The following is a 24196-nucleotide window of genomic DNA, read 5'->3' on the forward strand; positions in this document are numbered from 1 at the left end:
CCAAACATACCATATGTTATGGTTTGTATATTCTAAACCTGCAGCGCATGCCATGCGACGCACAGTCACGCATCGCCAAACATTTCCCGGAGGATTGATACAGACAGATTGACACTCAAAAAATGGAATGATAGCGCTATCCAAAGCGCTTTGAATAAGCAAGGCGTCCTTCCTGAAACATTGATGGAACCGGGAGAAACGGCGATGCCGATCAGAACCGTCGTCTGGGGCGAAAACGTCCATGAACAGCACAATGCGATTGTTGCCCGGACCTATCCGGACGGCATGCATCAATGTATCGCCGACACGCTCAACGAGGATCCTGATATCGAGGCGACAACAGCGACCCTCCAGGAACCCGAGCACGGACTGACCGAAGAACGCCTTGCCCGAACGGACGTTCTTGTCTGGTGGGGCCACGCCGCCCACGGCGATGTCTCCGATCTCGTCGTCGACCGCGTTTGCGACGCTGTCTGGTCGGGCATGGGTTTGATGTTCCTTCATTCGGCCCATTTCGCAAAACCCTTCAAGCGCCTGATGGGCAGCCCGTGCAATCTTACCTGGCGCGAGGCCGGTGAACGCGAGCGACTTTGGGTCACCAGTCGAAATCATCCGATCACGCAAGGCTTGCCGGACAGTTTCGAACTCGATATGGAGGAAATGTACGGCGAACCGTTCGGGGTGCCGGAACCTCTCGAAACCGTCTTCATCAGTTGGTTCCAGGGTGGTGAGGTCTTTCGGTCCGGCCTGACCTACAAGCGTGGCGCTGGCAACATTTTCTATTTTCGTCCCGGGCATGAGACCTATCCGACCTATCATGACGCGACGGTGCAAAAAGTGCTGAAAAACGGCGTCAAATGGGCCTTCAATCCGATGGTCCGGATTGCCGAACCGAATGCGGCCCCGAATGTCCCGGTCGACACAGCACCCGAAAAGATCGAGGAACGCGGCCCTAAACTTCATTCCGACGGTGAAGAAGGGTTTCGCTGATCACCTGCCACACCGGAGCAGAAGCCATGTTCTCCGGGTCTCTACATCCAATTGACGACGGAGTTGCCAATGGCCTCCCCTGAAAAACCGATCCGCATCCTGATCCTTGGCACCGGAAACATGGCCCAAAGCCATGCCACCGCCTATCAGAAGTGTCCCGGTGTCGAAATTGTCGCCGGCGTCGACCGGCGCCCCGACCCACTGTCGGAGTTTTGCGAAAGTTTCGGCATTCCCCGACAGTTTCAGGATCTGGAAGAGGCGATTTGCTGGGGTGAATTCGATGCTGTTTCAAACGTGACGCCGGACGCTGCGCATCACCCGACAACACTTATGCTGCTGAACGCCGGCAAGCATGTCCTGTGTGAAAAACCGCTTGCAACCAATGCGGCCGACGCTCATGAAATGGCTGCACTTGCGAGAAAGAACAATCTCGTCGGCATGGTCAATCTGAGCTACCGGGACGTTGCCGTTCTTCAAGCGGCGGCAGGACTGGTGGCAGGCGGTGCCATAGGCGCTCTGCGGCACTTCGAGGCTTCCTATCTTCAGAGCTGGCTCGCTCAACCTGCCTGGGGTGACTGGCGCACCGAAAGCCAATGGCTCTGGCGCCTTTCGACGAAACACGGCTCCAAGGGCGTACTTGGTGATGTCGGCATCCACATTCTCGATTTTACCACCTTTGCAGCCGGAAGCCCTGTCTCCGAACTGTCCTGCCGCCTGAAGACCTTCGACAAGGCCAAGGGCAACAGGATTGGCGAGTATCCTCTTGACGCCAATGACAGCTTCACGCTTCAGGCGGAACTGGCGAATGGTGCACTCGGCACCATCAGTGCAACCCGGTTTGCCTCGGGTCATCTCAACGACCTGCGCCTGCGTCTTTATGGAGACAGGGGTGGACTGGAAGTTCTGTTTGAAAAACGCAAGGAAAGCTTGCGTATCTGCAGGGATGAAAACCTGACCGAGGGCCGCTGGGAAGATGTCGTCGCAAAACCGGTGCCGACTGTGTACGAGCGCTTTGTCGATGCCATTCGCGACAGGGAACCACCGGAGCCCGATTTCGTTCATGGCGCTCGCCTGCAGGCCGCACTTGACGCGGCTGAACACTCCGATGCCGAAAACGGACGTTTTCTCAAGGTCGAGTGAAGGCCATTGAAGCAATCCCCAAATGAATTGCAGCGGAGCTGGGGGCTCCGCCGCACAAGTGGGTACTATAGCAAGGCACCATCACAGGAAGTCCGCCAGTCTTTCGTCGTGCTTCCATGCAATGTATGCAAAGACTAACGCATTCACCCTGACGCTTCGTTCAGACGAGGCTTCAGGTTTGCCTCTAATTTTAGACGAAACGTGTTTATGGGGTGGGCAAGTCTCGCAGATGCCGGCTTTTCTGGCTCAGTGGAGATGACTGAAGGAACTGGAATTGCTTCACATGCAGCCCGGTTTCGCCCCCATATCGTCAACAAAATGCAAAGCGAACGACAGGTGCAATCAGCGGACAGACACCGCACCGGTCCATCCGCTGGTCTGTCCCTTCAATTTCTGCCAAAGTACGGCGATTGAAATGGGACAACAGGTTGCTCTGACATGCGGCGCTTTTTTTTGCTTTTTTCATTGTTGTCATTCGCAGCCTTGCCTGCGAAAGCCGAAATCACCAAGCATGCGTTTATCTTGTCCAATTCCGATTATGTCGAAGTGGATGATCTGCAGACCCCCCAAACGGAGACCGATGAATACGCCAGCTTTCTCGCAGGCCATGATTACAAGATCACTCACGTAAGAAACGAAACGCAAGAAAAGACCCTCGAAGCCTTCGAAATATTTGTCGAGGGCCTACTGCCTGGCGATGAAGTGGTTCTGGTCTATTCCGGGCACGGATGGTCGGACGGAAGCACCAACTTCCTGGTACCGACGGATGCCCCTGCGCAAGCAACCGACAAGTTCCTGAAAGCGAGAACCATTCCTCTCATGAATGGTGAAGACGGGTTGCTGGATGAACTCCGGGCTGCGGAAGTGAGGATCGTCGCGATCATAGACGCCTGCCGCAACAATCCATTCAAACCTCCAAAGGGTCGACGTTCCCAGGCCATGGCAAGGGGCATGACCCAGATGGTCGCAAATGACGGCATGTTCGTGGTTTTTTCTGCCGGTGTTCAGCAAGTTGCCCTGGACAGGTTATCCTCCGATCCGGACGAACAACGCCTTTCGGTATTCGCGCGAACATTCCTCCCCCTGCTGCGCGAAGGATTGTATCTAGAGGACGCTATCAACGAAGCGCAGATCAAGACGTTCGAACTTGCGCATCGTGAAGGCGGGCATGCCCAGCAACCCGCTTACTACGATCAGGTATTGGGTTCCACCTGCCTGGGAAAATACTGTGTTCCCAGAGGCATCGAAGCAAGCCTTCAGCTGAATGAAGCGCTGTCACTTGGCGGCGAAGAGCGGCGCGCAGCGGTTGCGGCAATCATCGTGAAACACCCCGGCACCGAAGCGGCGCGTACAGCTGAAAAGCTCTTGCAAGACCTGATTGCCGCCGCACCAACGGAACTCCGCAATGAAACGATTGAGCCGCAGGAACAGGATTCTTCCCAAAACAGCGACGAACTTGCAGATGAACTGGAGCGTTTCGCCGTGGGCGGAACCGAAATTGACCTGCCGGATGGCGTTTCCATTGACCTGTCTGCAGGACCGTCTTCACTGGCAGTTGGCGGATTCCATGTACTCAGCAAGGATGGCAGCCGCCTCGTGATCACCAATCCTCTTGGGCATCAGAAGAAGATGCTGGTGGTCTATGACACCGAGACAATGACCGTACTGAGCCAGAAGGTGATTTCCGGAGAACCCGGCTCGCTTTCTTTCAGCGAAAACTCCGAGTTTTTGGCTATCGGCATCTCGGAACTCACGCGGGGCGACCTGCCATGGGTTTCACGAATTGAATTGCTCAGATCAGATGATCTGTCCCTCGTGCGTGAACTGTCGAATGTCGATGACCTTTTGGGACGGGTCGCCTCGGTTACTTTCAGCCCCGACGGAAAAAAAGTCGCTGCTGCGGCAAGCTACACAAGTGCAGATTATGGGGTCTGGCGTGTTTCCGATGGCAAGCGTATTTTCACGGGCAAAACCGGCGGGAAACGAACCGACATAGTCAGGTTCAGCCCTGACGGAACCAGGCTGATGGCAATCGGGACCGAACCAAACGCCTGGTCTGTCGTGGATGCAGGCAATGGCCGTCCGGTTTCCGAAATCGATGTCACGGAAGTTGGCACTCGGAACCTGGTAGCGCCGCATTTTTCCGCTGACGGCAAGACAATCTTCGCACAAACCGAATTCTCCACCTTGGCGGAACAAAACAGCCTTGTTGGAGAATGGAACGTTTCCGATGGGCGCTTGCTACGCCGCTTTGGAAATCTGAAAGACAGGGAAGATCGCGTTCTGGGCATCTCGCAGGATGACAAGCAAGTTGCGGTTTTATCTGGTGACAGGAACATTCGCTTCCTGCGGATTGAAGACGGGTCGGTGTCTGACACATTGCTCCTGGAAGGTGCTGAAACAGGCAATCCTGGTTTTTCCGGCGACCTGGGTAAAGTCGCCATATCCTATCCATACGGATTGAGATTGCTGGAATTGCCGTCCGGTCGCGTGATCGCTGATATTCCAAGCCTGGCGTCAAGTGTCTCGACGGTCGCATTCAGTCCGGATGGGCGCAGGCTCGCAATGGGGCTCGACAGCGCCTACCAGAAAAGAGTTCCAGCCCCGGCAGATGGCGAAGACAAGTTCCAGTTGCAGGCATACCGGGCATTCGGTGTCTGGAACTGGGCATCCGGAGAACCGGCATTTATCGACAACGGGGAGCAAAACACATTCGCAAGCGCGGGAGCGATGAACTGGCATCCCACCAAACCCTGGCTTGCGGTCGCCGGCAAAGGCGACAACATAGCGATTTTCGAAACCGAAGGTTTTGACATCGACAAGAGGCTTGCGCCTCTGCCGGACAAGGATGGTTCTCAACCCTACGGCGCCGATAATCTCCAATTCATCGCCGGTTCCAACCTGGTACTGAACGGCTACAACCGGGACGCCCTGAAATTGTGGGACGGCGATACCGGGGCCTTTGTCCGATCGCTTGGCGCGGACAGGTTTGCCGTGTCGAAACAGGGTGACAAGATTGCTGCGGTCGATCTCCATTTCGGATCTCGAAAACTCGACGGAGCCGATCTGCTTCTTTTCAACCCGGAGGATGGGACCCGGCTTTGGACGCAGGACCAGGAAGACAATATCCCCACGGCAATTGAGTTCACCAATGCCGGAGACCGGATAATCGGACTGCTCAGCGCCAAAAATGGGGAAGGTCTGGGCTGGCGTACAAGGCTGGCAATCTGGCGAGCGACGGACGGAAGGTTGTTGGCAAGCTTCGGCGACTTCGAGGGTTACATTGGCCGGTTTGCCCTGTCCGCGAACGACCGCACAGCTGCTGTCGTCACCGAATCGGGCCAAATGATCGAGATTTGGGACATTGAAGACCGGCGGAAAATCCGGACACTTCGCTTGCCCAATGCAGAAGTCAGCTCCCTGGACATGAGCCCCGATGGACGTTTTCTCGCCGTTGGTGCGCGTCCTGCACAAACATTCGTCTATCAGGTCGATACGGCAAAACTCATCGCACAATTCGCGATCTATGCGGACGGCACCGCCTCTTTCGTAAGAAATCGGCTTCAGTTATCCGATCAAGACCTTATGAGGCGGGTACATGCTTATCTCGGCGGAAACAGATACGCATCAGTCAAGGATCTGAGCGAAGGTCAGATTCCTCCGTCAGACACTGCCGAGCGGGACATCAGTTCACTCAGCCCGGAAGAAGCCATGACACTTCTCAAGAGCGGTGACAAGGACCTGCGCATTGCAGTTGTCGAGGAACGCGCGCAACGTTTCGACGACGGCTTTCGCAAGCAGGTCCAGCGCATTCTTGCAGATGCAGGTCACTACAATGGAGCTATTGATGGCTTGTTCGGGCCCAACACGCTGCGTGGACTTTCAAATTACCTGCAAGGGATTTGAGACCGATGCCAGCCCCAGTCGATGCCGGGGAAACAATCTCGTCTCAAGAACGCCGGGCACCAACAAACTAATTTTGCACAAACGCGTTGTAAGCCAGGATTTTCCGCTCGAACCTGCGAATTGGACCGGGTGCGATTAACGGCTCTCTCAACCGAGGTTGCGCTCGCCGGAAAGCCGGCTCGCAACATTCGTGGTTTGTCGGGTGCCTCAAAAGAACACTCATCAGATTCCAACCGCTATCGGTTCAGATCTGTCCAGCCGACACATTTTCAAAAATCGCGCACAAACTGGCAGAGTTGCTTTTTTACCCTCAATTGCCGCGGGCTTTGACCATCGCATCAAGAACGATCAGCTGCTCCGATGGTAACTCATCGCTTTGCGGCAGGCCGAATTGTTTCTGGAATGCATGGATGGCAGTCACCGTTCCCTCGGTCACGACACCGTCGACCGGACCGGGGTCAAAGCCGAGTGCTTTCAGTTGTTCTTCGATCTCAAGATCCGAACTTGTTCCACTGTTTGAGCTTTGATTGCTCTGTTTTGGATCACTTCCCGTGGAAGTTGTGTAGAGAGGCCCGTAACCTTGGATCAGAATTGAGCCGAATGATTTATGAACGAATCCATCCTGGTCCACGGTTTGGCCGGTGATGAAGCCAAGGCCGCGAAATTCCTGGCCTCTCGTGCCGACGAAATAGCCGACAATATTGGAGATCTTCCAGTCCACGATTTTCCAGTCTGTCGGATTGAGCCCCGCAGCACGGGAATTTGTCATATAAAATGTCCCGGAACCTTCTATCTGACCATCTTCGGCTATTTCCAGACGAAGGTTCATATCGCCAGTTCCGTCCGCCTCGGTGTCAGCCTTAACCACAACATCGTTGACTGGACCGATAATTTCCGCTTCGTCGCTCAAGACGACGACTGGTGTTTCACCGCTCCGCTTGAGACCGCTTGCCCTGTTCAGATGGCTCCACATGTCAGTCACATGTATTGTGATCTGATAGTTCCCCAATTGAACACCGCTAAGCGGTGTGGTGTCCTTGTAGACAAAGCCGGTGGCCGAATGCTGCTGAGCACTTTGACGTATCGCAGAATTGTAGTCAGCCGAGTGATAACTGAAGCTTCCCGATTCAACTGCCCACTCATCATCCGCAAGATGGGGACGGTAGAGTTGCGCCGACACCTTCGTTCGCTGAAAGGATTGTGTGTTCGGTTTGATGACTTCGAAAGATTCGATGTTTGAGAGATTCTCTACAAATGTCAGATTGGAAACCGGCTCAGCTGCCTGAACTTCTCCCCCTTTTCGATCGAAACACAGATCCGTAAGCTCCGCTTTTGCTGGACTGTCCAGGAAACTGTAACGGGTGATTGCCAACCCTTTTTCATGTTTACAGGCTCCCAACTTGTAGTAGACAAATCCATTCTTTTCCGTGCGAGTAAAGTGCCCGGGAGAAGAGTTCGTTTTCTTGGCTTGCGTGCCCGTTGTCTCCGGCACCAGTGCACTCGGCAAGGCCGTTGCCTGGGTTGAGGGTTGCTGGAGCCTGCTGATAACCTTGGCGGAATCGCTCGGCGGTGCGGCCATCGCCATAAGCGTCGCCTCTGTTTGCCTCTCCAGCAGTCCGATGTGCTCCGGTAACAGCCGCCCGAGAACCTCCAGTCCGTTCGTCTGCTGAAAGGCAATGATCGCGGCTGTTGTCGAAGCGTCAGTGACACCATCGACCGGCCCGGGATCGAACCCGAGGATCTTCAGGTATCTTTCATGAGACTGGTTTTGATTGCGCAGGTCCTCCTCATAACCTTCCGATCCGGCGATGGTCTGAGGGGCAGACCCCTGACCTGTGCCTGGCGCCGGACTGGCGTCCTTTGCGACATTTTCGATCTGAAGTACTGGCGCAGGTTGGGTCACAGGCCCGGTGTCGGAACTTGTGCCGCTCACGTCACGATCATTGAACTGGCCACGATTTTCGACTTCCTCCGGGTCATAGAAACAAAAATCGTCCACAGCCGGAACTGTTCGCTCTGCGAGAACGCGCCAGCGCGTGCCTTCAACGGCCAGATCCCGTTCGCTGCAGGTGTTGCCGTCCCAGCTGCCTTTCCAGCGGACCTTGACAAGGCGGCTGTCGCGAAAGAACAGCAGATCCATCTGATACTGCTCTTCGCCACCGTAAGGAAAGTCAAACACTTCGCCAGATCTGAGATCGACCACGAAAGCGAACCGGCAGCTGGTGCCGCAGCCGATCGTCACAAAGGAATAGTGCCCTGCAAAGTTCACTCCCGCGCTCACGCCGTCGCGCAGTCTCGTCCGATAGTCCCTGAATGCATTGTCGCGTCCGTTGAATTGCGGAAACTTCGCTGCGGAATTGAGGATCGCCGTGGGAGGGTAGTCAGCAAATTTGTTGTCGGAACCGCCGCTTCCCTGGTTTGAAGATGCAGCCGGTCGCGCTGCTGCGGCGGTGGCTGCCGTCAAGTCGCGCGCTGTTGGCGTCGCTGGACAATTGCCGATCGCCCTGCTCGATCCCCGGAGCGAAAAGCGCGCCTGTTTTCCGTTCGGCAGGCTCACCAGCACAGTGCTGTGCCGCTTCAGACTGCTGACGATGAAATTGAACTGACCGATGCTTGCATTGGAGTTTTCGACCTGGACCGAGTTGTCGGCATTGAAATGGACCGGTATCGGCTGCCCGCCATCGAAAGCCATCGTCCCTGTCGAACCGGCCGGCGCCTTGTCGCCGCCGATCTCGATCGAAAGAGAGCTTCCGGCGCCAAAGGGAGACGCACCCAGGTCGCAGGCAAGGAGAAGCTGGTTTTGTGGTCCGCTGGTGACCGATGCTTCCCGGATGCCCTGCCCGGTATATGATCCCCAGCGGGCATTCGGATCGTATGCAGGACGCGCGTTGCTGGCCGAAGTCGGTTGCTGCAGCCGCTCGAACCCGTATCCCGTCCATCGGATCGCGGCTTGCCCGCCACCATGACCCAGAACACGAATGACCGGAACCTGCTCATTGCCGATAGAAGGCTGCATGCCGAGAAAGTCTTCCTTGAGCTGCAGCAACTGACCTTCGCGCACATAGATCCTCATCGAGCAGACCTGCATGCCGCACTCGAGACTGGATCGTGGCGAACCGTTGCAACTGATCCCCCGATGATCGATGAGCAAATCGTCCTTGCCGTCTCCAGTCAGATCGCGTTCGATGAGCCCGCCCGGTTCAAAGGTACCACCACGTCCGTCGCAGGCGACGCCGATCTGTTCATCCCGCAGGTAGGCCGCCGCCCGCGAAATGGTTTTGGGTGAGCCTGGCCCCGCAGACTGCCCCACATTCGGTCCAAAGACCGCCTGCCGGCGTTTTGCGAGCGAGAAACCGTTGCCGTCGCGGTTCGTGCAGGTCAGGCCCTGACGGGAAGAGTGACAGGTTATTCCGACAAACTCTCCCGTGACCCCGTACTCCGCCCTGCTTGACCCGCCGCGATCCTGGCTCGGAGCACCACATTCCATTTGGACAGGTCCCCTGTTACGCATGGAGAAGACATGCCCCCAACCTGATGCGCAATCATTGGGTCGCGGCAGGGCCGGCGGTCCGGATCGGTCAATGATCGTACAGGTAATGTCCGACTGGGCCTGCTCGTTTTCGTCGAAGCCCTCACCCACGGTGCATTGAATGTTTTCCGAGGGCGTTTCGAACGTCCAGACATCTGCAAGTGCCGGCAGGGAGAAAAGGGTTAAGAAGCAGGCGAGCGATGATCTGAACATGTATGACCCTGAGGTATCCGGATAGGCACTGAAATTTGCGTGTAGACAAGTTGTAAAGTTACGCTTGCAACCTGTCACATGATCAAAATCACAAAATCTGTTTATTCGTGCGCAATACGCCATCCGCAGGCGGCATTGCCGGTTTTGCGGGGGCGGTTTATGGCCAGAAACTGCTATTCGGCGAATTGGGCGCGTAGGGATGCACCCCAATCGTTTAGCGACTGAGCCTGTTCAGCATCGGGCATGAAACATTCCCGTCCGAGCAGTTCCTGGTAAGTTCAGCCAACGCCGCCTCGAGCCTTTGAAGTTCCTCTATTTTCTCCCTGACTTTGGCGGTGTGACGCTCGGCTATTGTCTTTACAGACTGGCATTCATCGTCATCGCGGTGCGACAGTTCCAGCAATGCCTTTGCATCGGCAAGCGGAAATCCGAGGTCGCGGCATCTCTTTAGGAAGCGAAGTCGCCCGACATCATCTTCCGAGTAAAGCCGCCTGTTGTTGGCAGCCCGCACCGGTCTGGGGACGACGCCCTCGCGCTCGTAGTAGCGAATTGTCTCAATGCCGACGCCGCTTCGCCGCGAGGCCTCGCCAATCGCAATCATGTGAAATCTCCTCGCTTGATCCTGTAGTTGCTACAGGATTTATAAAGGCACAAACTACGGCCTGCAACGCATTTCGGCCTGCCACCTGGGGGAATCGGCTTGAGAAAGCACATTGAATTCAGCTACTTGAGCTCTTTCACAGCACTTGGTGTTGCCACCTGCTGCGTGTTGCCCATGACAATGATGTTGCTCGGCTTTGGCGGAAGCTGGCTGGTAATCTTCGGAAAGATAGCGGCGGCCAGTTACTACGTGTTGGCCGTTGCAACGCTTTTTGCCGCATTGTCCTGGTGGTTGTCGCTTCGTCAAGGCGCGGTCTCGCGGCTCAAATGGTGGCTGACAGGCAGCACGGCAGTGACCGCAGCAGCGTGGGTGATCGTTTTTTACGAAACTCAGATCAACGAATTTCTCATTACACAGATGTGAGCACATGGAAAAAGAAAGTATGGAGCTTCAAAGCACGCTGACATGCCCGGAATGCGGACACAGGGAAACTGAGACAATGCCGACAGACGCATGCCAGTGGTTCTACGAATGCAAATCTTGCGGAAGCATCCTCAAGCCGAACAAAGGCGACTGTTGCGTCTTCTGTTCGTTCGCAACGGTCCCTTGCCCGCCAATTCAGGCGGGTGAGAACTGCTGTCGTTGATAGCGATCCGGCCTCCCGGATTCGAAAACCTCGGTGGCCTGCAATACCCTTGAACCGAACCGGTTACGCACATCGGGACGGGAGCGCGTTCGTCATCTTCCGCAAACACTTTGTAAAGAGCTATGGAAACGCGAACAGGCCGCAGCAAGCGGCGAATTGAACCAAGTTCCTGAAAACAAAAAAAGGCCCAGGTGTTGTCCTGAGCCTTTCTGAAAATCTGGAGCGGGCGATGGGATTCGAACCCACGACCCCAACCTTGGCAAGCGAGAAATTAGGCTATCGAAGCGTTCGATGCGAGTGCGTCCAAGTCTATGGGAATCTTGCAGAATACAAGCTCTCTTAGCATTCAATAACCACTGACTGTTGAACCAATTTGAAACGCAACATACTCTGCTGAAACCTAATAGAATGCCGAATGGTAACCGCGCTGTAACCCGCACGACCTTTTTTCGAAAAATTGCAAATCCGCGCAGTCTATGCCGTCTAAGCTAAAACGTTGTCAATCAGGTGTCGAATTGGGCCGTCAAAAGCTGTGCGGAATCGACTTACCTAGTGCAACGAAGTGCCATTCCACGCCTCAATATAGCAGCCACTTCGTTGCTAGAAACAGCGTCATTCCGCTTGCGTGAACTGCACCACCACCCTCTGAGCGGAAGCAGCAATTTTCGACATCTGTGTGATACCGAGCTCCATTTTCAGAGAAGCAATTGACACAGAGCTGTGTACTTTGTAAACAGCACAATGTGTACAGCGTTCACAGGCAGCAATTAAATGGATGACGAACTTGTAGGCATCAATGAGATAGCCGAGATGGCCAAAACTTCTAAACAGGCCGTCGCCAACTGGCGATCACGTAACGCTGGCTTCCCAAAACCCATTGCAGTGCTCGCATCCGGCCCAGTATTCCGTCGATCACAAGTACGATCTTGGTTACGTAAGAGAAAGGTTCCAATGGCCCACGTATTTTCAACAATCAACCTCAAGGGTGGGGTTGGCAAAACGACGACCACAGTTGCGGTAGCTGAGACGCTAGCGACAACGTTTCAGAAAAGGGTCCTCGTTGTCGACCTCGATCCGCAAACCAATGCTACTACGATGCTAATCGGGGAGAAGAAGTGGCGTGAACTCAACGACAGCGGGTGGACGCTTGCCCGCTTATTCAAGGACGCTCTTGAGCCCGACAACAAGCAGTTTGATTTCGATAAGGCTCTGCAAAAGCAAGTGTCGGATGTAAACGGCGTTCGGACACTAGACCTGCTTCCGTCCAGTCTTGACCTGATTGATGTTCAAGATAAGCTCGCCTCAACCCCCAGCGGCAAGTTCTACTCGGTGAACCCGATTGAATTGCTTTGGCGGGCGGTCAAGGCTCGACTTGATGATTATGATATTGTGATTGTGGATTGCCCGCCTAATCTAGGAATCATCACTTTAAATGGACTTCGAATCTCACACGGTTACATTATCCCAACTATTCCGGACATCCTGTCTACATACGGCATTCCGCAGATTGTCACCCGCGTTGGGGAGTTTTCCGAAGAGATCGCCGAGATGATAGAGCCCTTGGGTATCGTGGTGACAAAGTTTCAGGCCAATTCCTCTGTCCATGCGAACGTCCTGCGCAATCTTCGGGCAGGAGAAGATGCTCCAGTGTTCAAAACAATCATACCACAGGCGAATGACATAGCCGCCGCGGCCGATCATGTAACTTATGCCCGCACGCTCAAGCAGAAATATGGATACCGCAGTACTGCTGAAGCCTATGAAAAGCTTGCCAAAGAGATCATCGCAAAGCTGGAAGGATGAACTGTGAAGCTGCGAACCAAACTGATTAAATTCGCGAAAACAGTAGCCGACGCGGCCGATCGCGACCCGGAGTTTGAGGCTAAACTGAATGAACTTTTCGGAATGGAACAGCTAGAGCAGAAGCGACCCAAACCAGCCTCCAAACGCCCGAGAAACCGAAGGTCAGCGGCGATTCTTGATCCAGTGCTAGTGGTCAAAAGAGGGGAGTCTCTGTTGCGCGAAGAGCTGGAGCTGCTCTCACTAGAACAGCTCAGAGATATTGTTGCTGAATTTGGGATGGATCCGAGCAAGCTAGTCATGAAATGGAAGGACCGATCTCGCGTGATCGAACGGATCGTAGAGACTTCACTTGCACGTTCGCAGAAAGGTGACGCATTTCGAGCAGGCTAAGTGATACTATGCAGCAACGCTAACTATGTTCACTTAGCCTACACTATTAAATGTCGCGACGAACGACTGTGCCCACTTAAAATTTGCGATCTAGCTACTGATCATATCGAGTAAACAAACATATGAAAAAAACGTCAGACGATGGCTGCGATTCATAATGTTTCTCAATATGAACGGTATGCGATACCTCCGCGATAACATGCGGTGGAATTGATCGCTTAGTTTAAGGCGCGCCGGTGAAAAAGAAATTTTCTGAAACAGCGCAATATCCGATGTGACCGCAACCAACTGGCGACTTAATAAAACTAGCCTAGCGAAACTGGATCGGCCCTTTCCACGATTTATCGCCACTAAGCGCTTCAACTATAAAATCAATTAGGCTTCTCCCTGCAATGAGGAACTCTGCCGTTCGCTCACGCGTAAAATATGCTGGAAGCTGAGCTTTATTTCCGTGAGCGACATTATTTCTCAGCTGTGCGTAACTTCGCCCCAACAATACTTGCCAAGACGAGACCTCGACTTCCTCGCTATCCCACTTAAGGCCGCCTAGGTCGGAAACTACGAGCTTTTGAGGTACGGTCAGTTTAAATATTTCAAAATCCGAGTTCGAGAATTCGAACTCATCAAAGGGGAAGACTTCTTCCATTGCCTGCCCCAACAGTTCCCAGTTTACGCCCATAACAACATTAGTCACTGGGTCGATGTGGGCAAAACGTAGGTCTAAATTGACCACAAAAAACTCAAACTTAGCCGCGTCAATCATAAACCTAGCGATTTCACTATCCATTGCCACCTCCTTGTCCTTTCTAACTCAGAACGAGTTTTTCGAAAACTCGCGCTACAGAGCCGGTAAAATGACAGGGTCTGATATTGGGCCAGTGTTTTTAAAACCTACTGCGGAGAACCCAGTCGGCATAAAGGGGACCTCTGAAAGTGGAGCTGTGAAAGTACCTGGTGCCACAGTTTTTTCCTTTTGATCAATACGCCTGCTGACTGGGAAGGGTTCCGGCTGCTGATCAAGCGAATCACAATCTTCATCCGAAATTTTGAATAGTTTCACTTTAGAACTCCCCAAGGTGTATCGGACAACTCAAATTATTTGTGGCTGTCCGTATTGGAGCTTGTGCGAACGTATAGGACCTAGTTGGTACACATTACCGCAACTAACTTGCAGACGCGCCCTTATTGCTCTGTCTAAACTCTTTTGAATGCTGAAGCGCCTTATCCAAATCAGTGTATTCGAAAGCCGCAGCACGGTTGATCAAAAACTTTGGCGCGAGCTGATCAATGAGCTCTTGTCCCGGCTTCAAAGATTCCCGGATTGCCTGTCGCACTGGTTTTAAGTGTGCGCTGGTAGGCTCTGATATCTTGTTACGCTCTAAAATTGCAGTTACGAGCTGTTCCTGGCGTTCTCGGCGTCCCCGACCTGCGCAGTATTTATAGACGTAACGCAGTAACGATTGGAAAAATAGACCCTGACAATGGATCAATTCCATATTTTCGCTAAGAGTACTTGTGAAAGCTGCAGTTACGTTGTTGGTGTGATTAACTTCGCGGTAGAAGGCAAATGTTTGAGCCTCCAGAAAGCCAACGCTTACCTCTGATGGTGGAGCAATAAAGAGATAAGCAGGTACCGGTTCCATGAGGCTCACCTGTTTGTAAAGATGTAACCCGAAACACAACGCAAAAACGCAGGTGAGATTATTCGCCGTAGCAATATTCAAACCTCGAAGTAATCCAATGATTTCAATCCAACTCATACGGTCACCGCTCGGGGCAAACAGGAGACCATCCTCGGCAGTTCCATGAGCATCGACGTGGAGAATAGGCCGCCACCCCTGCACTGCATTGGATATCAAATTACCTAGGACATTCTCAAATTCTGCTCGGTTACCAACTGAAAACTCGAAAAGCTGAAAGCCGTCAGCAATGGAGAGTCCGTCGAGGTCTTCTAGTATGCGCCGGGTTGGGCCCAGCTCGTTGTCAGGGAGGGAGTGGATCCAAACAATGCAATTGGTCTCTAACGCTTCGGAGATGGTGAGCGAAGTATCAGAATAAGAAATCATCTAAAAATACCTCATCAACTTCCGCGTCTTGACGTTTCTGAAAGCACCACCTGACACTTAAGGCTTTAGAATTTCGGTCGATTAAAGACATTATTTAGGAAATCACTCAAGCATACAAATGCGCCATAATCGATCTTATGCGAATTTCCGTTGCAAGGCTGAGCCAGGTGTCACCAAATGAACTTGTGTCCCACTCGGTCAAGTCTTCTCAGGCGATCCTCGTAGTCTGGCATGATCGTTTCTAACGAGCGCCAAAACCGCCGTGAATGGTTGTGCTCAAGTACGTGACACGCCTCATGGGCGATAACGTAGTCAACCAACGGCATTGGCGCCATCACCAAGCGCCAATTCAGGCGGATGTGCCCTCGGGCATCGCAACTTCCCCAGCGCTTTGACTGGTCAACGACGGTGACGGTCGGCGTCGGGATGCCAAGTGTCTCTGCGATCATTCGCGCGCGCACGGGAAAATGCTGGTTTGCGTGTGCTCGATACCAGCGCTTGAGCCCGCTACGGACAGCCGAGCGCTGAACGGATGGGTGTTCATTTGATGGCACTGGTGCAACAAGGGTTGAACCTCTCGCGGCAACCCGGGTGGTGAGGGCGGTTTCATCGGGAATGAGCTTCAAGCGATACTGACGGCCGAGATAGTGGAAGGTCTCGCCGCTTACAAATTCCTTGGCAACCGGCTGCCCACCAAGTTCCCGATATGCGGCCTGTTTGCGAAGGAGCCAAGCCCCTTTCTTGCGAACGATGCTAAGGACGTGATCATCGTCGAGATCTGGGGGAGCGAGCACGCGCACTCCATCGAAGCCAACAGATATCGCTACGGTTTTCCGGCGCGCGGTCCGCTCGATCTGAAATGCGAAGGTTTCACCACCAAAAACGATGGAGTGCCACGCCGCGTCCGTCATCCCGTATATCTCGCGCGTGCGACATCCATGATCTTCGCTGTCGCAGACCCGACCTTGCTCGCATCCATTCCCAAGTTTCGCAATTGCTCCTTGATGGACCGGCGCATCTGCCGTTGCACGTCCTCCTTTTGATGCCAGTCGACGACCGCGGCGTACTCTTCGAGCGCCTTGGTGATACCAGCTGCGCTCTTGGTGCGCTCGGCCTCGGGAAGATCAGCGTCGATGAAAGGCAGGATAGCGGCAGCCGTTCCTGTAAGACCATCGCTTCTACCCCCCGCGCCCGCGCGAAGCTCTGCGGCTTGCCCGACCATGGCTTCAAGATGGGTCAAGGCGCTGGCAGCGGAGACACGCGTTTCTCGTCTGTCGTTGACGATCCGCTCAAGCTGTTCCCAGAGCGAGGCATAAGCGGTAGGGTTTTCGTCGCGATGGACGTGGATTTCCTGGCGGATGGCGTGCTCGATCTCGGCCGCTTTGGCGTCGCTTGACCCTAGGCTGTCCAAATGCGGGCGAAAGGCCGGATCAAGAATGTCGAACTTCACCAACAACTGTTCGACACCTGACACAGACAAATGGCTGGTGATGATCTCTCCCACCTTAGCGCCATAGTCCTTGGGATCAAACGGCTCCTCGTGATAGGTGCGACGGGCAAGAACGCGAATGCGCGATAGCCATTTCAGGTCGGACGGATAAGGATCTTCCAGGGCCTTCGGGTCCGGCAAGACCATGTCCATAGCTTCGGCGAAGCGCAGGAAGTCGAGTTCGAACTTGGCACGGATGTCATCGGGGCGCAGGAGGCCGACGCATGCCGCATCGTCTTGACGGTCAAACCCTTCGAAAAGCCGGATCGCGGCTCTGTGCCGACTTTCAAGAAGCTGGATTTTCTCGGACAGCGGGCGGAGCGCGTTGGCGATGCCATCCTCGTCGGAGAACATATCCAGGGCATCCGCGATGCGCCGGTTGTCCCCCCAATAATCAACGACCAGCCCATAGGTCTTGCCGTCAGCGGTACGGTTCACGCGGGCAATGGCCTGCAACAGCGTATGCTCGCGTAACGGCGCATCGAGATACAGAACCTGCTCAATCGGCGCATCAAAGCCGGTCAGCAACATGTCGCACACCACCAGGATTTTCAGCGGATCGTCGCGCTTCTTGAAGCGGCCAATCAAGGTGTCACGCTCGCTCTTGGACAGGTGATGGGCTTGCAGCCGGGCGCTGTCATTGTTCGACGTGGACATGATGAGCGCGCATTCGGGCGCGCCAAGCTTCCTTAAGGCCTCGACATAGGTTACGGCGACGTCACGGCTCACCGTCACGATCTGTGCCTTGAAACCATTCGGTTCGATGGTGCTTCGGTAGTGCGTGAGGATATCCTTGGCGATGGCCTCAACGCGGACCTCAGCTCCGGCCAGTTTTTCCTGAAGCCGCATGCCGCGTTTGAGCTTCTCAATCTCGTCGTCAGATAGTTCGGGAAAGGCCACCCGCATATCCCGTTCAAGATCGCGTCCGCCGATCCGCAATTGCGCGTCGCGCATTTCGTAAAAGATCGGAACGGTGGCGCCATCTTTCACAGCCTGATCGATCAGATAGCGGTGCAGGTAATCGCCAAAGACTTCGCGGGTGTTGCGGTCTTTCTTGTCGATAGGCGTGCCGGTGAAGGCGATCATGCAGGCATTGGGCAACCCGGCGCGCATGCGGGCGGCCAGAGCGCCATACTGGGTCCGGTGTGCTTCATCAACCATAACGAAGACGTTTCGCGCCCTGGAAATGACAGGCGCGCCCTTCGGCACGGCGCTGTGAAACTTGTGAACGGTCGTCAGGACGGTCGTCCCCGCCCCGCCCGAAAGAGCCTCGCGCAGCGCCTCCCCGCTTTCCGCCTGAATGGGGTTGGCGAAGCCCGAGCGCTGGAACTGCCCCGTGATCTGGTCATCAAGATCGGTCCGGTCCGTAACGATGACGAGAGTCGGGTTCTCGGCCTCGGGCAGCCGTCTGAGCTTGGTCGCCAGAAACACCATGGTCAGCGATTTGCCCGAACCTTGGGTATGATGGATGACACCGCCCCGGCGTTGGGGGTTGACTGCGGTGCGGATGCGCTCAATCGCCTTGCCGACGGCGACGAATTGCTGATAGCGCGCGATCTTCTTGATCCGTCGCCCGTCGATGGTCTCAAAGATCACGAAGTTGCGGACGAGATCGAGCAGATTGGCAGGAGAGAGAAGCCCGGCGAGCAAGGTGTCTTGCCCGGTTGGCGTCCGGCCCAGATGCGCGGAGAGCGCATCAAGCGTCAGCGGATAGGTGTCCTTCCACTCCGCCCAATGGCGCACCGGGGTCAGCGTCGTGCCGAATTTCGCCGTGTCGCGGGCGAGCGCGATGGAAATCTGTGCCGTCTCGAACAGGCGCGGTGCGCCAAGGCCTGAGAACTCGTCCCGGCTTTCATAGCGGCGGAACTGGCGGATCGCCTCGCCCATCGGGTCGGCCAGCGATGGCGATTTGCACTCGATCACCGCCAGCGGGAGGCCGTTCACGTAAACGATGAGGTCGGGAATGATCTCCTGTCGCGAGCCTTTGATCGCGACCTGCCGAGCGAACTCGAACGTGTTGGCCGAGGGATCATCAAAATCGAAGAACCGCACAGTGCGGTCTTGCCGCCTGCCGCCTTCGGTATGGGCGGCGGTCACGCCATAGGTGAGCGCTGTATAGGCGGCCTCATTGGCCTCCATCACATCAACAGCGGAAACGCGCGTGACGGCGGCGACCGCGCGGCGCACGCCATCCTCCTCAAGCCATGGATTGAGGCGCTTCAGGCATTCGGCCAGACGTACCGTCAGAACCGGCTCGGTCGAAAGCCCCTCACGCAGGCGCCGCACCTCTTCAGGAGACAGGGGCTTAAAGTCGAACAGCACCCGCAGCAGGTCCGCCGCCGGCTCCTCGACCCAGTCGCGCTCGAACTGGTCATTCGGTCCAGTCATGCGGCCTGCCCGGCTTCGCCACGATGGCGCGCAATGAGGCTCTCCGGGAGGCGTATGCGACCCGAAAGGAGTTCCTGGGCGAGGGAAACGTGTGTTTTCTTCAGTTGTCCAAGAGCATTGAGCTCCGAAGCGGATCTTGCTTCTAGCTTTTGAGCTAACTCACCAATTTGTTTCTGGAATTCTATTGTAGGGATCGAAACGCTTATACTTAATAAAGCTGATTTCGAGATGTTTTGCATCGAGCCACTTGTGCCGTTTGCTCGCAGTCGCATTTGCTGCCTGACCCTAGGGGAATTCAGGACAAGTGCAAGCCATCGGACACAAATTCGATTTCGATCTGAAACGTCAATTTGCCAAAGTTTGTCAGATAGATACACGTTCTCGTAATTTGAGCTGACATAGGCACTTGCCCCGACCAGATCGGGCGTATTAGCTCGGCTAAGAATGATATGATCCGCTTTTGGTTTGACCGATACCCTATCTAAATCACTTTCAGATATTACCTTGATCTGATCAGGACGAAACGTCCCGCTGGACACGCTGCTCGTTCTTAGCACACCGTATTCTCTCTCTTTGAGAGAGCGCAATTCGCCACCTACACTGACACCCGCTTCGATTGTACTAGCAATATTTTTAAGGCGCTGTTTTGAGGACTTAGATGGGTTTGAACCGGCTAGTCGAGCAATTTCGGTTCTAGTGTCTACTAGTTGATTGATTACTGTCTCCGTCTTGGCAATAGCCACCTCCATCGAGCTCAGGACCTCGGCAATCGCGCGCTGTTCGGCGAGTGGGGGAATGGCGATCTGGACCGTCTCGAAGGCGTCATAGGGCGTCAGCTTGCGCTTGCCTTCCAAATTTCCGCCTTGGCTCAACGTATCGTATCTCGCGATCATGCGTGGCATACGAATGAGTGTTTCTAGATAGTCGGGGTCCGCATTCGCAGTGTGGCGAAATACATTATATGCTGGGCTTATGATCCCCGGAGCGCCGCCGCGATACCGACCGATGGCACCATAGTAGAGCGCCATGGGAGCCAACCCGAATTCACCGGGCTCGATAACCCGGTAGCGAGAGACGTCCTCACTCGCGATTACCTTGTCATAGGTCTGCGATTGCGGGACGACGCCACGTTTTGTGACGCTCAAGACTTCAAGCTTGTCGCCGTTTCCGAGCCGTCGCTCGACACTCTCGCAAAGGTCTTTCAATCGACCTTCCCGCCACCCCTTGGGCACCTCAACCGACATAGCCCATCTCCTTGAGAAGGGCGTTCATGCGGGCTGTCGCTTCATCGCGCGCCTTCTCGGCGTCCCAGAGCTTGGCGAGTTCAGCCTGCACATCGATCGGCTTTTCCGGCTCTAGCGTGTCGATGTAACGGGAGATGTTGAGGTTGAAATCATTCTCGGCGATCTCTTTCATGTCGACGACACGGCAGAAGCGCTCCTCATCTTTCCACGCCTCAAACGCATCAACGATCCGCGTGATGTTGCTTTCGCCGAGTATGTTCTTCTTGGGCCGCTCCTCAAACTCCTTCGCGCCGTGGATGAACAGCACCTTGCCCTTGCGCTCGGGCGCTTTCGCCTTGTTGAGGATCAACACGGTCGCCGGGATGCCGGTTCCAGCGAAGAGGTTTTCGGGCAGGCCGATGATCGCCTCGAACAGATCGGCCTCCAGCATCGCCTTGCGGATACGTCCATCGCCCGAGCCGCGGAACAGCACGCCATGCGGCATCACCACCCCGCATACGCCCTTGGCGTTGAGCGTCGCCACCATGTGCTGAACGAAGGCCAGATCGCCCATATTTTTGGGCGGGATGCCATAGATGAAGCGGTTATAACCCTTCTTCTCGGTATCGCCTTTGACATCGTCTGCGCCCCAGCTGTCGAGCGAGAAGGGCGGGTTGGCGATGACGCGATCATACAGGAACAGGTTGCCGTCCTGATCGAGCAGGCGCGGATTGCGTATGGTATCACCCTTTTCAATCCGCGCATCACGAAGCCCGTGCAGCAGCAAGTTCATCTTGGCGATTGCCCATGTGCCAAGGTTCTTTTCCTGCCCATGCAGCGTGATGTTGAGCGCTTCGCCCAGCCGCTTGCTTTCAAGCTTTGCCACATGCTCGGCCACCTGAACCAGCATGCCGCCCGAACCACAGGTGGGGTCGCTGATACGCATGCCCGGCTGGGGGTCCAGCAATTCGACAATCAGCCGCACGACGTGGTGGGGCGTGTAGAACTCGCCGCCCTTCTTACCCGCATCGTCCGCGAACCGGTCGATCAGATATTCATAAGCGCGGCCCAGCATGTCCGGTTCGGACAAAGAGGCGTTGGACAGGTCGATGCGCGAGAAGTGGTCGATCAGGCGCGACAGAACGCCTTCGCGGTTCTTGGCGTCGCCGAGGCGTGATTCAGAGTTGAAGTCGATATTGGCCAGCACGCCTTCAATGGAGGGGTTGGCGTCCTCAATCGCCGCGCACGCCTTGTTGAGGTGGTCGCCAATGCCGGTCGTCAGCTTCTTGATGGATGACCAGCGCGCGCGTTCAACCAGGAAGAACTCATGCTCGTCTGGATCGCTATAGGCGACCTCTTCCGGCAGACCCTGACGGATCGCCTCCTTGGTCTCTTCCTCAAACCGATCAGACAACCGTTTCAGAAACAGAAAGCCGAAAATGTAGATCTTGTAGTCGGAACTATCGATGGAGCCGCGCAGGATGTCGGCGGACTTCCAGAGATGGTTTTCCAGTTCGGTACGTGTGAGCTTGGCCATACTTCCCTCAAGTGTTCTGGTTGCCGCCGAACAGGCGCGCGTCAATCAGACGCCTCGCAAGCGTGCGGCGGATGTCGGCGGCCTCTAGGGCGGTGCGATAGGCGATCTGCGTCTCTTTAACGAGGGCGGCAATGCGCTCCTGTTCATCTCGTGACGGCAGATTGATTTCGAGCTTGGCGAGGTCTTTCGGCGACAGGGACAAGAGCGTGGTCGCCCCGCGCCGTAAAACTTCGATCTTCGGACGGAACACCTCGCTGGACAGGATCGCGAACAGGGCGCCGCCCATCACATCGGATCCTGGGCGAACAACGATGATATTCGCACTGGCGATGGCGCCTGCTGTTTCATCCCCCACAAGGCCGAATTTCAGCAGTGTCCCACGCCCTGTGACGAGCACGTCGTCAGTCTGAACAGCATAAGTTATTGCTTTGGAGGGGGATGAAAATCCGACGGTATCCAGTTCATCTCGTTGAGCGACTGCGCCGTCCTGAAGGTCGCGCACTCCAATAACTGGCAGCCGCTCGCCCGGACGGGCCACTGCTTCCTCGCGCGACACCCCAACGCCAGAGAAGACTTCCGCGATATCCATCAGACGTGCGCGGGAGCTAATTGGGCTGATTAATTCCACATGTTCTTTCATATACACCTATTTGTCAGTAGCGCGCTACGATGTCAAGACATAGACTAACTGTAGCGTGCTACGGAATATATTTTTTAGATTTTTTGTTGACATGAACGTAAACCTCCCTCATATAGGAAGGGTCAGCGTAGAGTCTGACGTCAAAAAACATGGAGAACTATATGGCATCACGAGCGAGGCCGAGTGGCCTCAAAATCACCGAGCGCGATGCAGCGCTCATTCGTGGAATGATCAATCGGGGCGACCGCCATCACGATATCGCAGCGTTCTTCGGCCTCAATCAGGGCCGGATCGCTGAAGTAAAGGATGGAACTCGGTTTCCTGAAGTTCCGTCGGCGAGTCCCGACGAACTTCCGCCAAGGGGGCCGTATCTGACCCCGAAGGCTAAATGGATGGAAAACCGACTGGTCTCGTAAACCAGCCGATTTCCGAATACCTGGGCCGAAGCCCGCTAGGCATGCTTGAAGAACATTATCCTAGCTGGCCCCTCCTTAAAGATCAATGACTCGGCGCTTCGGACGGGTCAAAATTCCGGCCCAAGGAGGGCCATCAACATGTTTGAAATTCTTCGCGCGAACGCAGGCGGATATTTCTGGCGCTTGAAGGCCGCCAACGGCGAAACCCTGTGCCACTCCGAGGTCTATACCTCCAAGCAGTCCGCACAGGCGGGTGTCGACGCGGCAAAGAGGGTTGCTCCCCTCGCACAGGTCCACGACCAGACTTAACGCCAGTCAATCAATACGACCATAAGCCTCGCGATCTAAGTCGCGGGGCTTTTCCGTTTTAGCGCATTTTATTCGCCGTCCGCCGTACGTGAGATACCCTGTACGTCGCGTGCCCTACCGTTCCCCAGTACCCCAGCCGTACACTGCGGCGAAGCTACGCGGGCGCGTGCACGTGGCCGCAGCCTGACACCTCCCCCTCCTCAGCTGTTAGATACGGCATGGCATAGTGCGTCACTGCCAGCACAGCGTCACGTCGTGACGGTGGTGACGTGCATAACGGCAACTGGACCGGCGGTGTCGTTATGCTATGGGGAGGGGTAGGAGTAGCTAAGCAGGTAGAAAAGATATGAAAGAGTCGAGGCCCGAGCTGCTTTTGGATCAAACCGAACGAACCCTCCGGATAATTTTAAGGGCTATTGTTCGCGGTCACTCCGATGAACTCCATCGTACAGAAGAAGCTCGCGTTGCCCAGGCTACGGCAGTTTTACTTGGTCGAAAGCCTCCACGCGGAGCGCCAGGTATATGGCGTGACGACATGTTGGAAATGATGGCCTTCTTATACTCCGTAGCCGCCTATTCGAATAAAACCGTTTCTATAGAGCCGCTTGCTAAGGCAGTAATTGATATGCCAGGTGGGCCAGGAAAGGACCCCGAAGGCTCGGTGGCAAAAGACCTAGTCCGCAAATTCAACGCCAATCGGGAAGAATTGTTGGCAGCGCACTCCTACGATGGCGAGGAAGACTTTGATAAGTTTTATTCACCGATTGCGGATGTATTTGAAGCTCTTGAGCGGGCAGGTATCGCTTTGGATAGAGACGTAATTCCAGCAGGAGCTTGGCGAGGGAGATAAATCCAGTATTTTACTCCGGTGCACAAACCGCATCAATGTGAAAGTTAGGCAGCCTTCTTA

General features: G+C 55.0%; 19 protein-coding genes. 10 read left to right on the forward strand and 9 right to left on the reverse strand.

The annotated features are described in order from the left end of the window. Positions 1 to 204 precede the first annotated feature (204 nt). The 3 genes from ACO6TI_RS02980 to ACO6TI_RS02990 all read left to right on the forward strand — a co-directional run bounded on the left by ACO6TI_RS02980 (position 205) and on the right by ACO6TI_RS02990 (position 6036). Positions 205 to 990, forward strand: a complete 786-nt coding sequence (locus tag ACO6TI_RS02980; RefSeq protein ID WP_422384316.1) for a ThuA domain-containing protein — start codon at positions 205 to 207, stop codon at positions 988 to 990. A gap of 90 nt (positions 991 to 1080) precedes the next feature. Then, positions 1081 to 2130, forward strand: coding sequence for a Gfo/Idh/MocA family protein (locus ACO6TI_RS02985; RefSeq protein ID WP_422385287.1), 1050 nt, complete (start codon positions 1081 to 1083; stop codon positions 2128 to 2130). Between the two features lie 438 nt (positions 2131 to 2568). Next, positions 2569 to 6036: a caspase family protein gene (locus ACO6TI_RS02990; protein ID WP_422384317.1), complete on the forward strand. Its 3468-nt coding sequence runs from the start codon at positions 2569 to 2571 to the stop codon at positions 6034 to 6036. 310 nt (positions 6037 to 6346) lie between these two features. On the opposite strand, the gene ACO6TI_RS02995 is transcribed toward ACO6TI_RS02990, so the two are convergent. Both ACO6TI_RS02995 and ACO6TI_RS03000 read right to left on the reverse strand, forming a co-directional pair. Continuing rightward, complete coding sequence (locus ACO6TI_RS02995) at positions 6347 to 9778, reverse strand: peptidoglycan-binding protein (RefSeq protein ID WP_422384318.1); 3432 nt, start codon at positions 9776 to 9778, stop codon at positions 6347 to 6349. 214 nt (positions 9779 to 9992) lie between these two features. Next, positions 9993 to 10379 (reverse strand): MerR family transcriptional regulator, encoded by a 387-nt coding sequence (locus ACO6TI_RS03000; RefSeq protein ID WP_055114732.1) that lies wholly within the window; start codon positions 10377 to 10379, stop codon positions 9993 to 9995. A 99-nt stretch (positions 10380 to 10478) separates the two neighbouring features. Here ACO6TI_RS03000 and ACO6TI_RS03005 point away from each other — a divergent pair, with 99 nt between their 5' ends. The 4 genes from ACO6TI_RS03005 (at position 10479) to ACO6TI_RS03020 (ending at position 13218) form a co-directional block, all read left to right on the forward strand. Beyond that, a complete protein-coding gene (locus tag ACO6TI_RS03005) occupies positions 10479 to 10802 on the forward strand; it encodes a hypothetical protein (RefSeq protein WP_055114734.1) in 324 nt (107 codons plus the stop codon). Positions 10803 to 10821: 19 nt separating this feature from the next. Continuing rightward, entirely contained in the window at positions 10822 to 11025 is a 204-nt protein-coding gene (locus tag ACO6TI_RS03010) for a GDCCVxC domain-containing (seleno)protein (protein ID WP_082442528.1), read from the forward strand. Between the two features lie 771 nt (positions 11026 to 11796). Continuing rightward, positions 11797 to 12828 carry an AAA family ATPase gene (locus tag ACO6TI_RS03015; protein ID WP_422384319.1) on the forward strand — a complete coding sequence of 344 codons (1032 nt, stop codon included), beginning with the start codon at positions 11797 to 11799 and terminating at the stop codon, positions 12826 to 12828. Between the two features lie 3 nt (positions 12829 to 12831). Continuing rightward, a complete protein-coding gene (locus ACO6TI_RS03020; RefSeq protein WP_422384320.1) occupies positions 12832 to 13218 on the forward strand; it encodes a hypothetical protein in 387 nt (128 codons plus the stop codon). A gap of 310 nt (positions 13219 to 13528) precedes the next feature. Here ACO6TI_RS03020 and ACO6TI_RS03025 read toward each other — a convergent pair whose 3' ends face one another. The 7 genes from ACO6TI_RS03025 to ACO6TI_RS03055 form a co-directional block, all read right to left on the reverse strand. After that, the gene (locus tag ACO6TI_RS03025) at positions 13529 to 14005 is read right to left on the reverse strand and encodes a hypothetical protein (protein ID WP_422384321.1); all 477 of its coding nucleotides are present in this window, start codon (positions 14003 to 14005) and stop codon (positions 13529 to 13531) included. 376 nt (positions 14006 to 14381) lie between these two features. Beyond that, entirely contained in the window at positions 14382 to 15284 is a 903-nt protein-coding gene (locus ACO6TI_RS03030) for a hypothetical protein (protein WP_422384322.1), read from the reverse strand. A gap of 170 nt (positions 15285 to 15454) precedes the next feature. After that, complete coding sequence (locus ACO6TI_RS03035; RefSeq protein ID WP_422384323.1) at positions 15455 to 16195, reverse strand: M48 family metallopeptidase; 741 nt, start codon at positions 16193 to 16195, stop codon at positions 15455 to 15457. Further along, positions 16192 to 19161: a type I restriction endonuclease subunit R gene (locus ACO6TI_RS03040; protein WP_422384324.1), complete on the reverse strand. Its 2970-nt coding sequence runs from the start codon at positions 19159 to 19161 to the stop codon at positions 16192 to 16194. The genes ACO6TI_RS03035 and ACO6TI_RS03040 overlap by 4 nt, the downstream gene beginning before the upstream one ends. After that, on the reverse strand, positions 19158 to 20405 hold the full coding sequence (locus tag ACO6TI_RS03045; RefSeq protein WP_422384325.1) for a hypothetical protein: 1248 nt from the start codon (positions 20403 to 20405) through the stop codon (positions 19158 to 19160). Before ACO6TI_RS03045 ends, ACO6TI_RS03040 begins: the two co-directional genes overlap by 4 nt. Continuing rightward, positions 20395 to 21921: an N-6 DNA methylase gene (locus ACO6TI_RS03050; protein ID WP_422384326.1), complete on the reverse strand. Its 1527-nt coding sequence runs from the start codon at positions 21919 to 21921 to the stop codon at positions 20395 to 20397. Before ACO6TI_RS03050 ends, ACO6TI_RS03045 begins: the two co-directional genes overlap by 11 nt. A gap of 7 nt (positions 21922 to 21928) precedes the next feature. Beyond that, positions 21929 to 22561: a restriction endonuclease subunit S gene (locus tag ACO6TI_RS03055; RefSeq protein ID WP_422384327.1), complete on the reverse strand. Its 633-nt coding sequence runs from the start codon at positions 22559 to 22561 to the stop codon at positions 21929 to 21931. A gap of 161 nt (positions 22562 to 22722) precedes the next feature. Here ACO6TI_RS03055 and ACO6TI_RS03060 point away from each other — a divergent pair, with 161 nt between their 5' ends. The 3 genes from ACO6TI_RS03060 (at position 22723) to ACO6TI_RS03070 (ending at position 24136) form a co-directional block, all read left to right on the forward strand. Beyond that, a complete protein-coding gene (locus ACO6TI_RS03060; protein WP_422385358.1) occupies positions 22723 to 22977 on the forward strand; it encodes a hypothetical protein in 255 nt (84 codons plus the stop codon). A 138-nt stretch (positions 22978 to 23115) separates the two neighbouring features. Further along, positions 23116 to 23286: a YegP family protein gene (locus ACO6TI_RS03065; protein ID WP_422384328.1), complete on the forward strand. Its 171-nt coding sequence runs from the start codon at positions 23116 to 23118 to the stop codon at positions 23284 to 23286. 535 nt (positions 23287 to 23821) lie between these two features. Continuing rightward, positions 23822 to 24136, forward strand: a complete 315-nt coding sequence (locus ACO6TI_RS03070; RefSeq protein WP_422384329.1) for a hypothetical protein — start codon at positions 23822 to 23824, stop codon at positions 24134 to 24136. The last annotated feature ends 60 nt before the right edge of the window (positions 24137 to 24196 follow it).

It is taken from the genome of Roseibium album, from assembly GCF_965233825.1.
Lineage (GTDB): Bacteria > Pseudomonadota > Alphaproteobacteria > Rhizobiales > Stappiaceae > Roseibium > Roseibium album.

What these genes read in the sequence shown, in the direction of transcription:
- ACO6TI_RS02990 (WP_422384317.1), top strand. Translation starts at nt 2,569, where the DNA reads ATGCGGCGCTTTTTTTTGCTTTTTTCATTGTTGTCATTCGCAGCCTTG.
- ACO6TI_RS03060 (WP_422385358.1), top strand. Translation starts at nt 22,723, where the DNA reads ATGGCATCACGAGCGAGGCCGAGTGGCCTCAAAATCACCGAGCGCGAT.
- ACO6TI_RS03070 (WP_422384329.1), top strand. Translation starts at nt 23,822, where the DNA reads ATGTTGGAAATGATGGCCTTCTTATACTCCGTAGCCGCCTATTCGAAT.
- ACO6TI_RS03035 (WP_422384323.1), bottom strand. Translation starts at nt 16,195, where the DNA reads ATGACGGACGCGGCGTGGCACTCCATCGTTTTTGGTGGTGAAACCTTC.
- ACO6TI_RS03000 (WP_055114732.1), bottom strand. Translation starts at nt 10,379, where the DNA reads ATGATTGCGATTGGCGAGGCCTCGCGGCGAAGCGGCGTCGGCATTGAG.
- ACO6TI_RS03030 (WP_422384322.1), bottom strand. Translation starts at nt 15,284, where the DNA reads ATGATTTCTTATTCTGATACTTCGCTCACCATCTCCGAAGCGTTAGAG.
- ACO6TI_RS03055 (WP_422384327.1), bottom strand. Translation starts at nt 22,561, where the DNA reads ATGAAAGAACATGTGGAATTAATCAGCCCAATTAGCTCCCGCGCACGT.
- ACO6TI_RS02995 (WP_422384318.1), bottom strand. Translation starts at nt 9,778, where the DNA reads ATGTTCAGATCATCGCTCGCCTGCTTCTTAACCCTTTTCTCCCTGCCG.
- ACO6TI_RS03025 (WP_422384321.1), bottom strand. Translation starts at nt 14,005, where the DNA reads ATGGATAGTGAAATCGCTAGGTTTATGATTGACGCGGCTAAGTTTGAG.
- ACO6TI_RS03010 (WP_082442528.1), top strand. Translation starts at nt 10,822, where the DNA reads ATGGAGCTTCAAAGCACGCTGACATGCCCGGAATGCGGACACAGGGAA.
- ACO6TI_RS03040 (WP_422384324.1), bottom strand. Translation starts at nt 19,161, where the DNA reads ATGACTGGACCGAATGACCAGTTCGAGCGCGACTGGGTCGAGGAGCCG.
- ACO6TI_RS03015 (WP_422384319.1), top strand. Translation starts at nt 11,797, where the DNA reads ATGGATGACGAACTTGTAGGCATCAATGAGATAGCCGAGATGGCCAAA.
- ACO6TI_RS03065 (WP_422384328.1), top strand. Translation starts at nt 23,116, where the DNA reads ATGTTTGAAATTCTTCGCGCGAACGCAGGCGGATATTTCTGGCGCTTG.
- ACO6TI_RS03050 (WP_422384326.1), bottom strand. Translation starts at nt 21,921, where the DNA reads ATGGCCAAGCTCACACGTACCGAACTGGAAAACCATCTCTGGAAGTCC.
- ACO6TI_RS02980 (WP_422384316.1), top strand. Translation starts at nt 205, where the DNA reads ATGCCGATCAGAACCGTCGTCTGGGGCGAAAACGTCCATGAACAGCAC.
- ACO6TI_RS03045 (WP_422384325.1), bottom strand. Translation starts at nt 20,405, where the DNA reads ATGTCGGTTGAGGTGCCCAAGGGGTGGCGGGAAGGTCGATTGAAAGAC.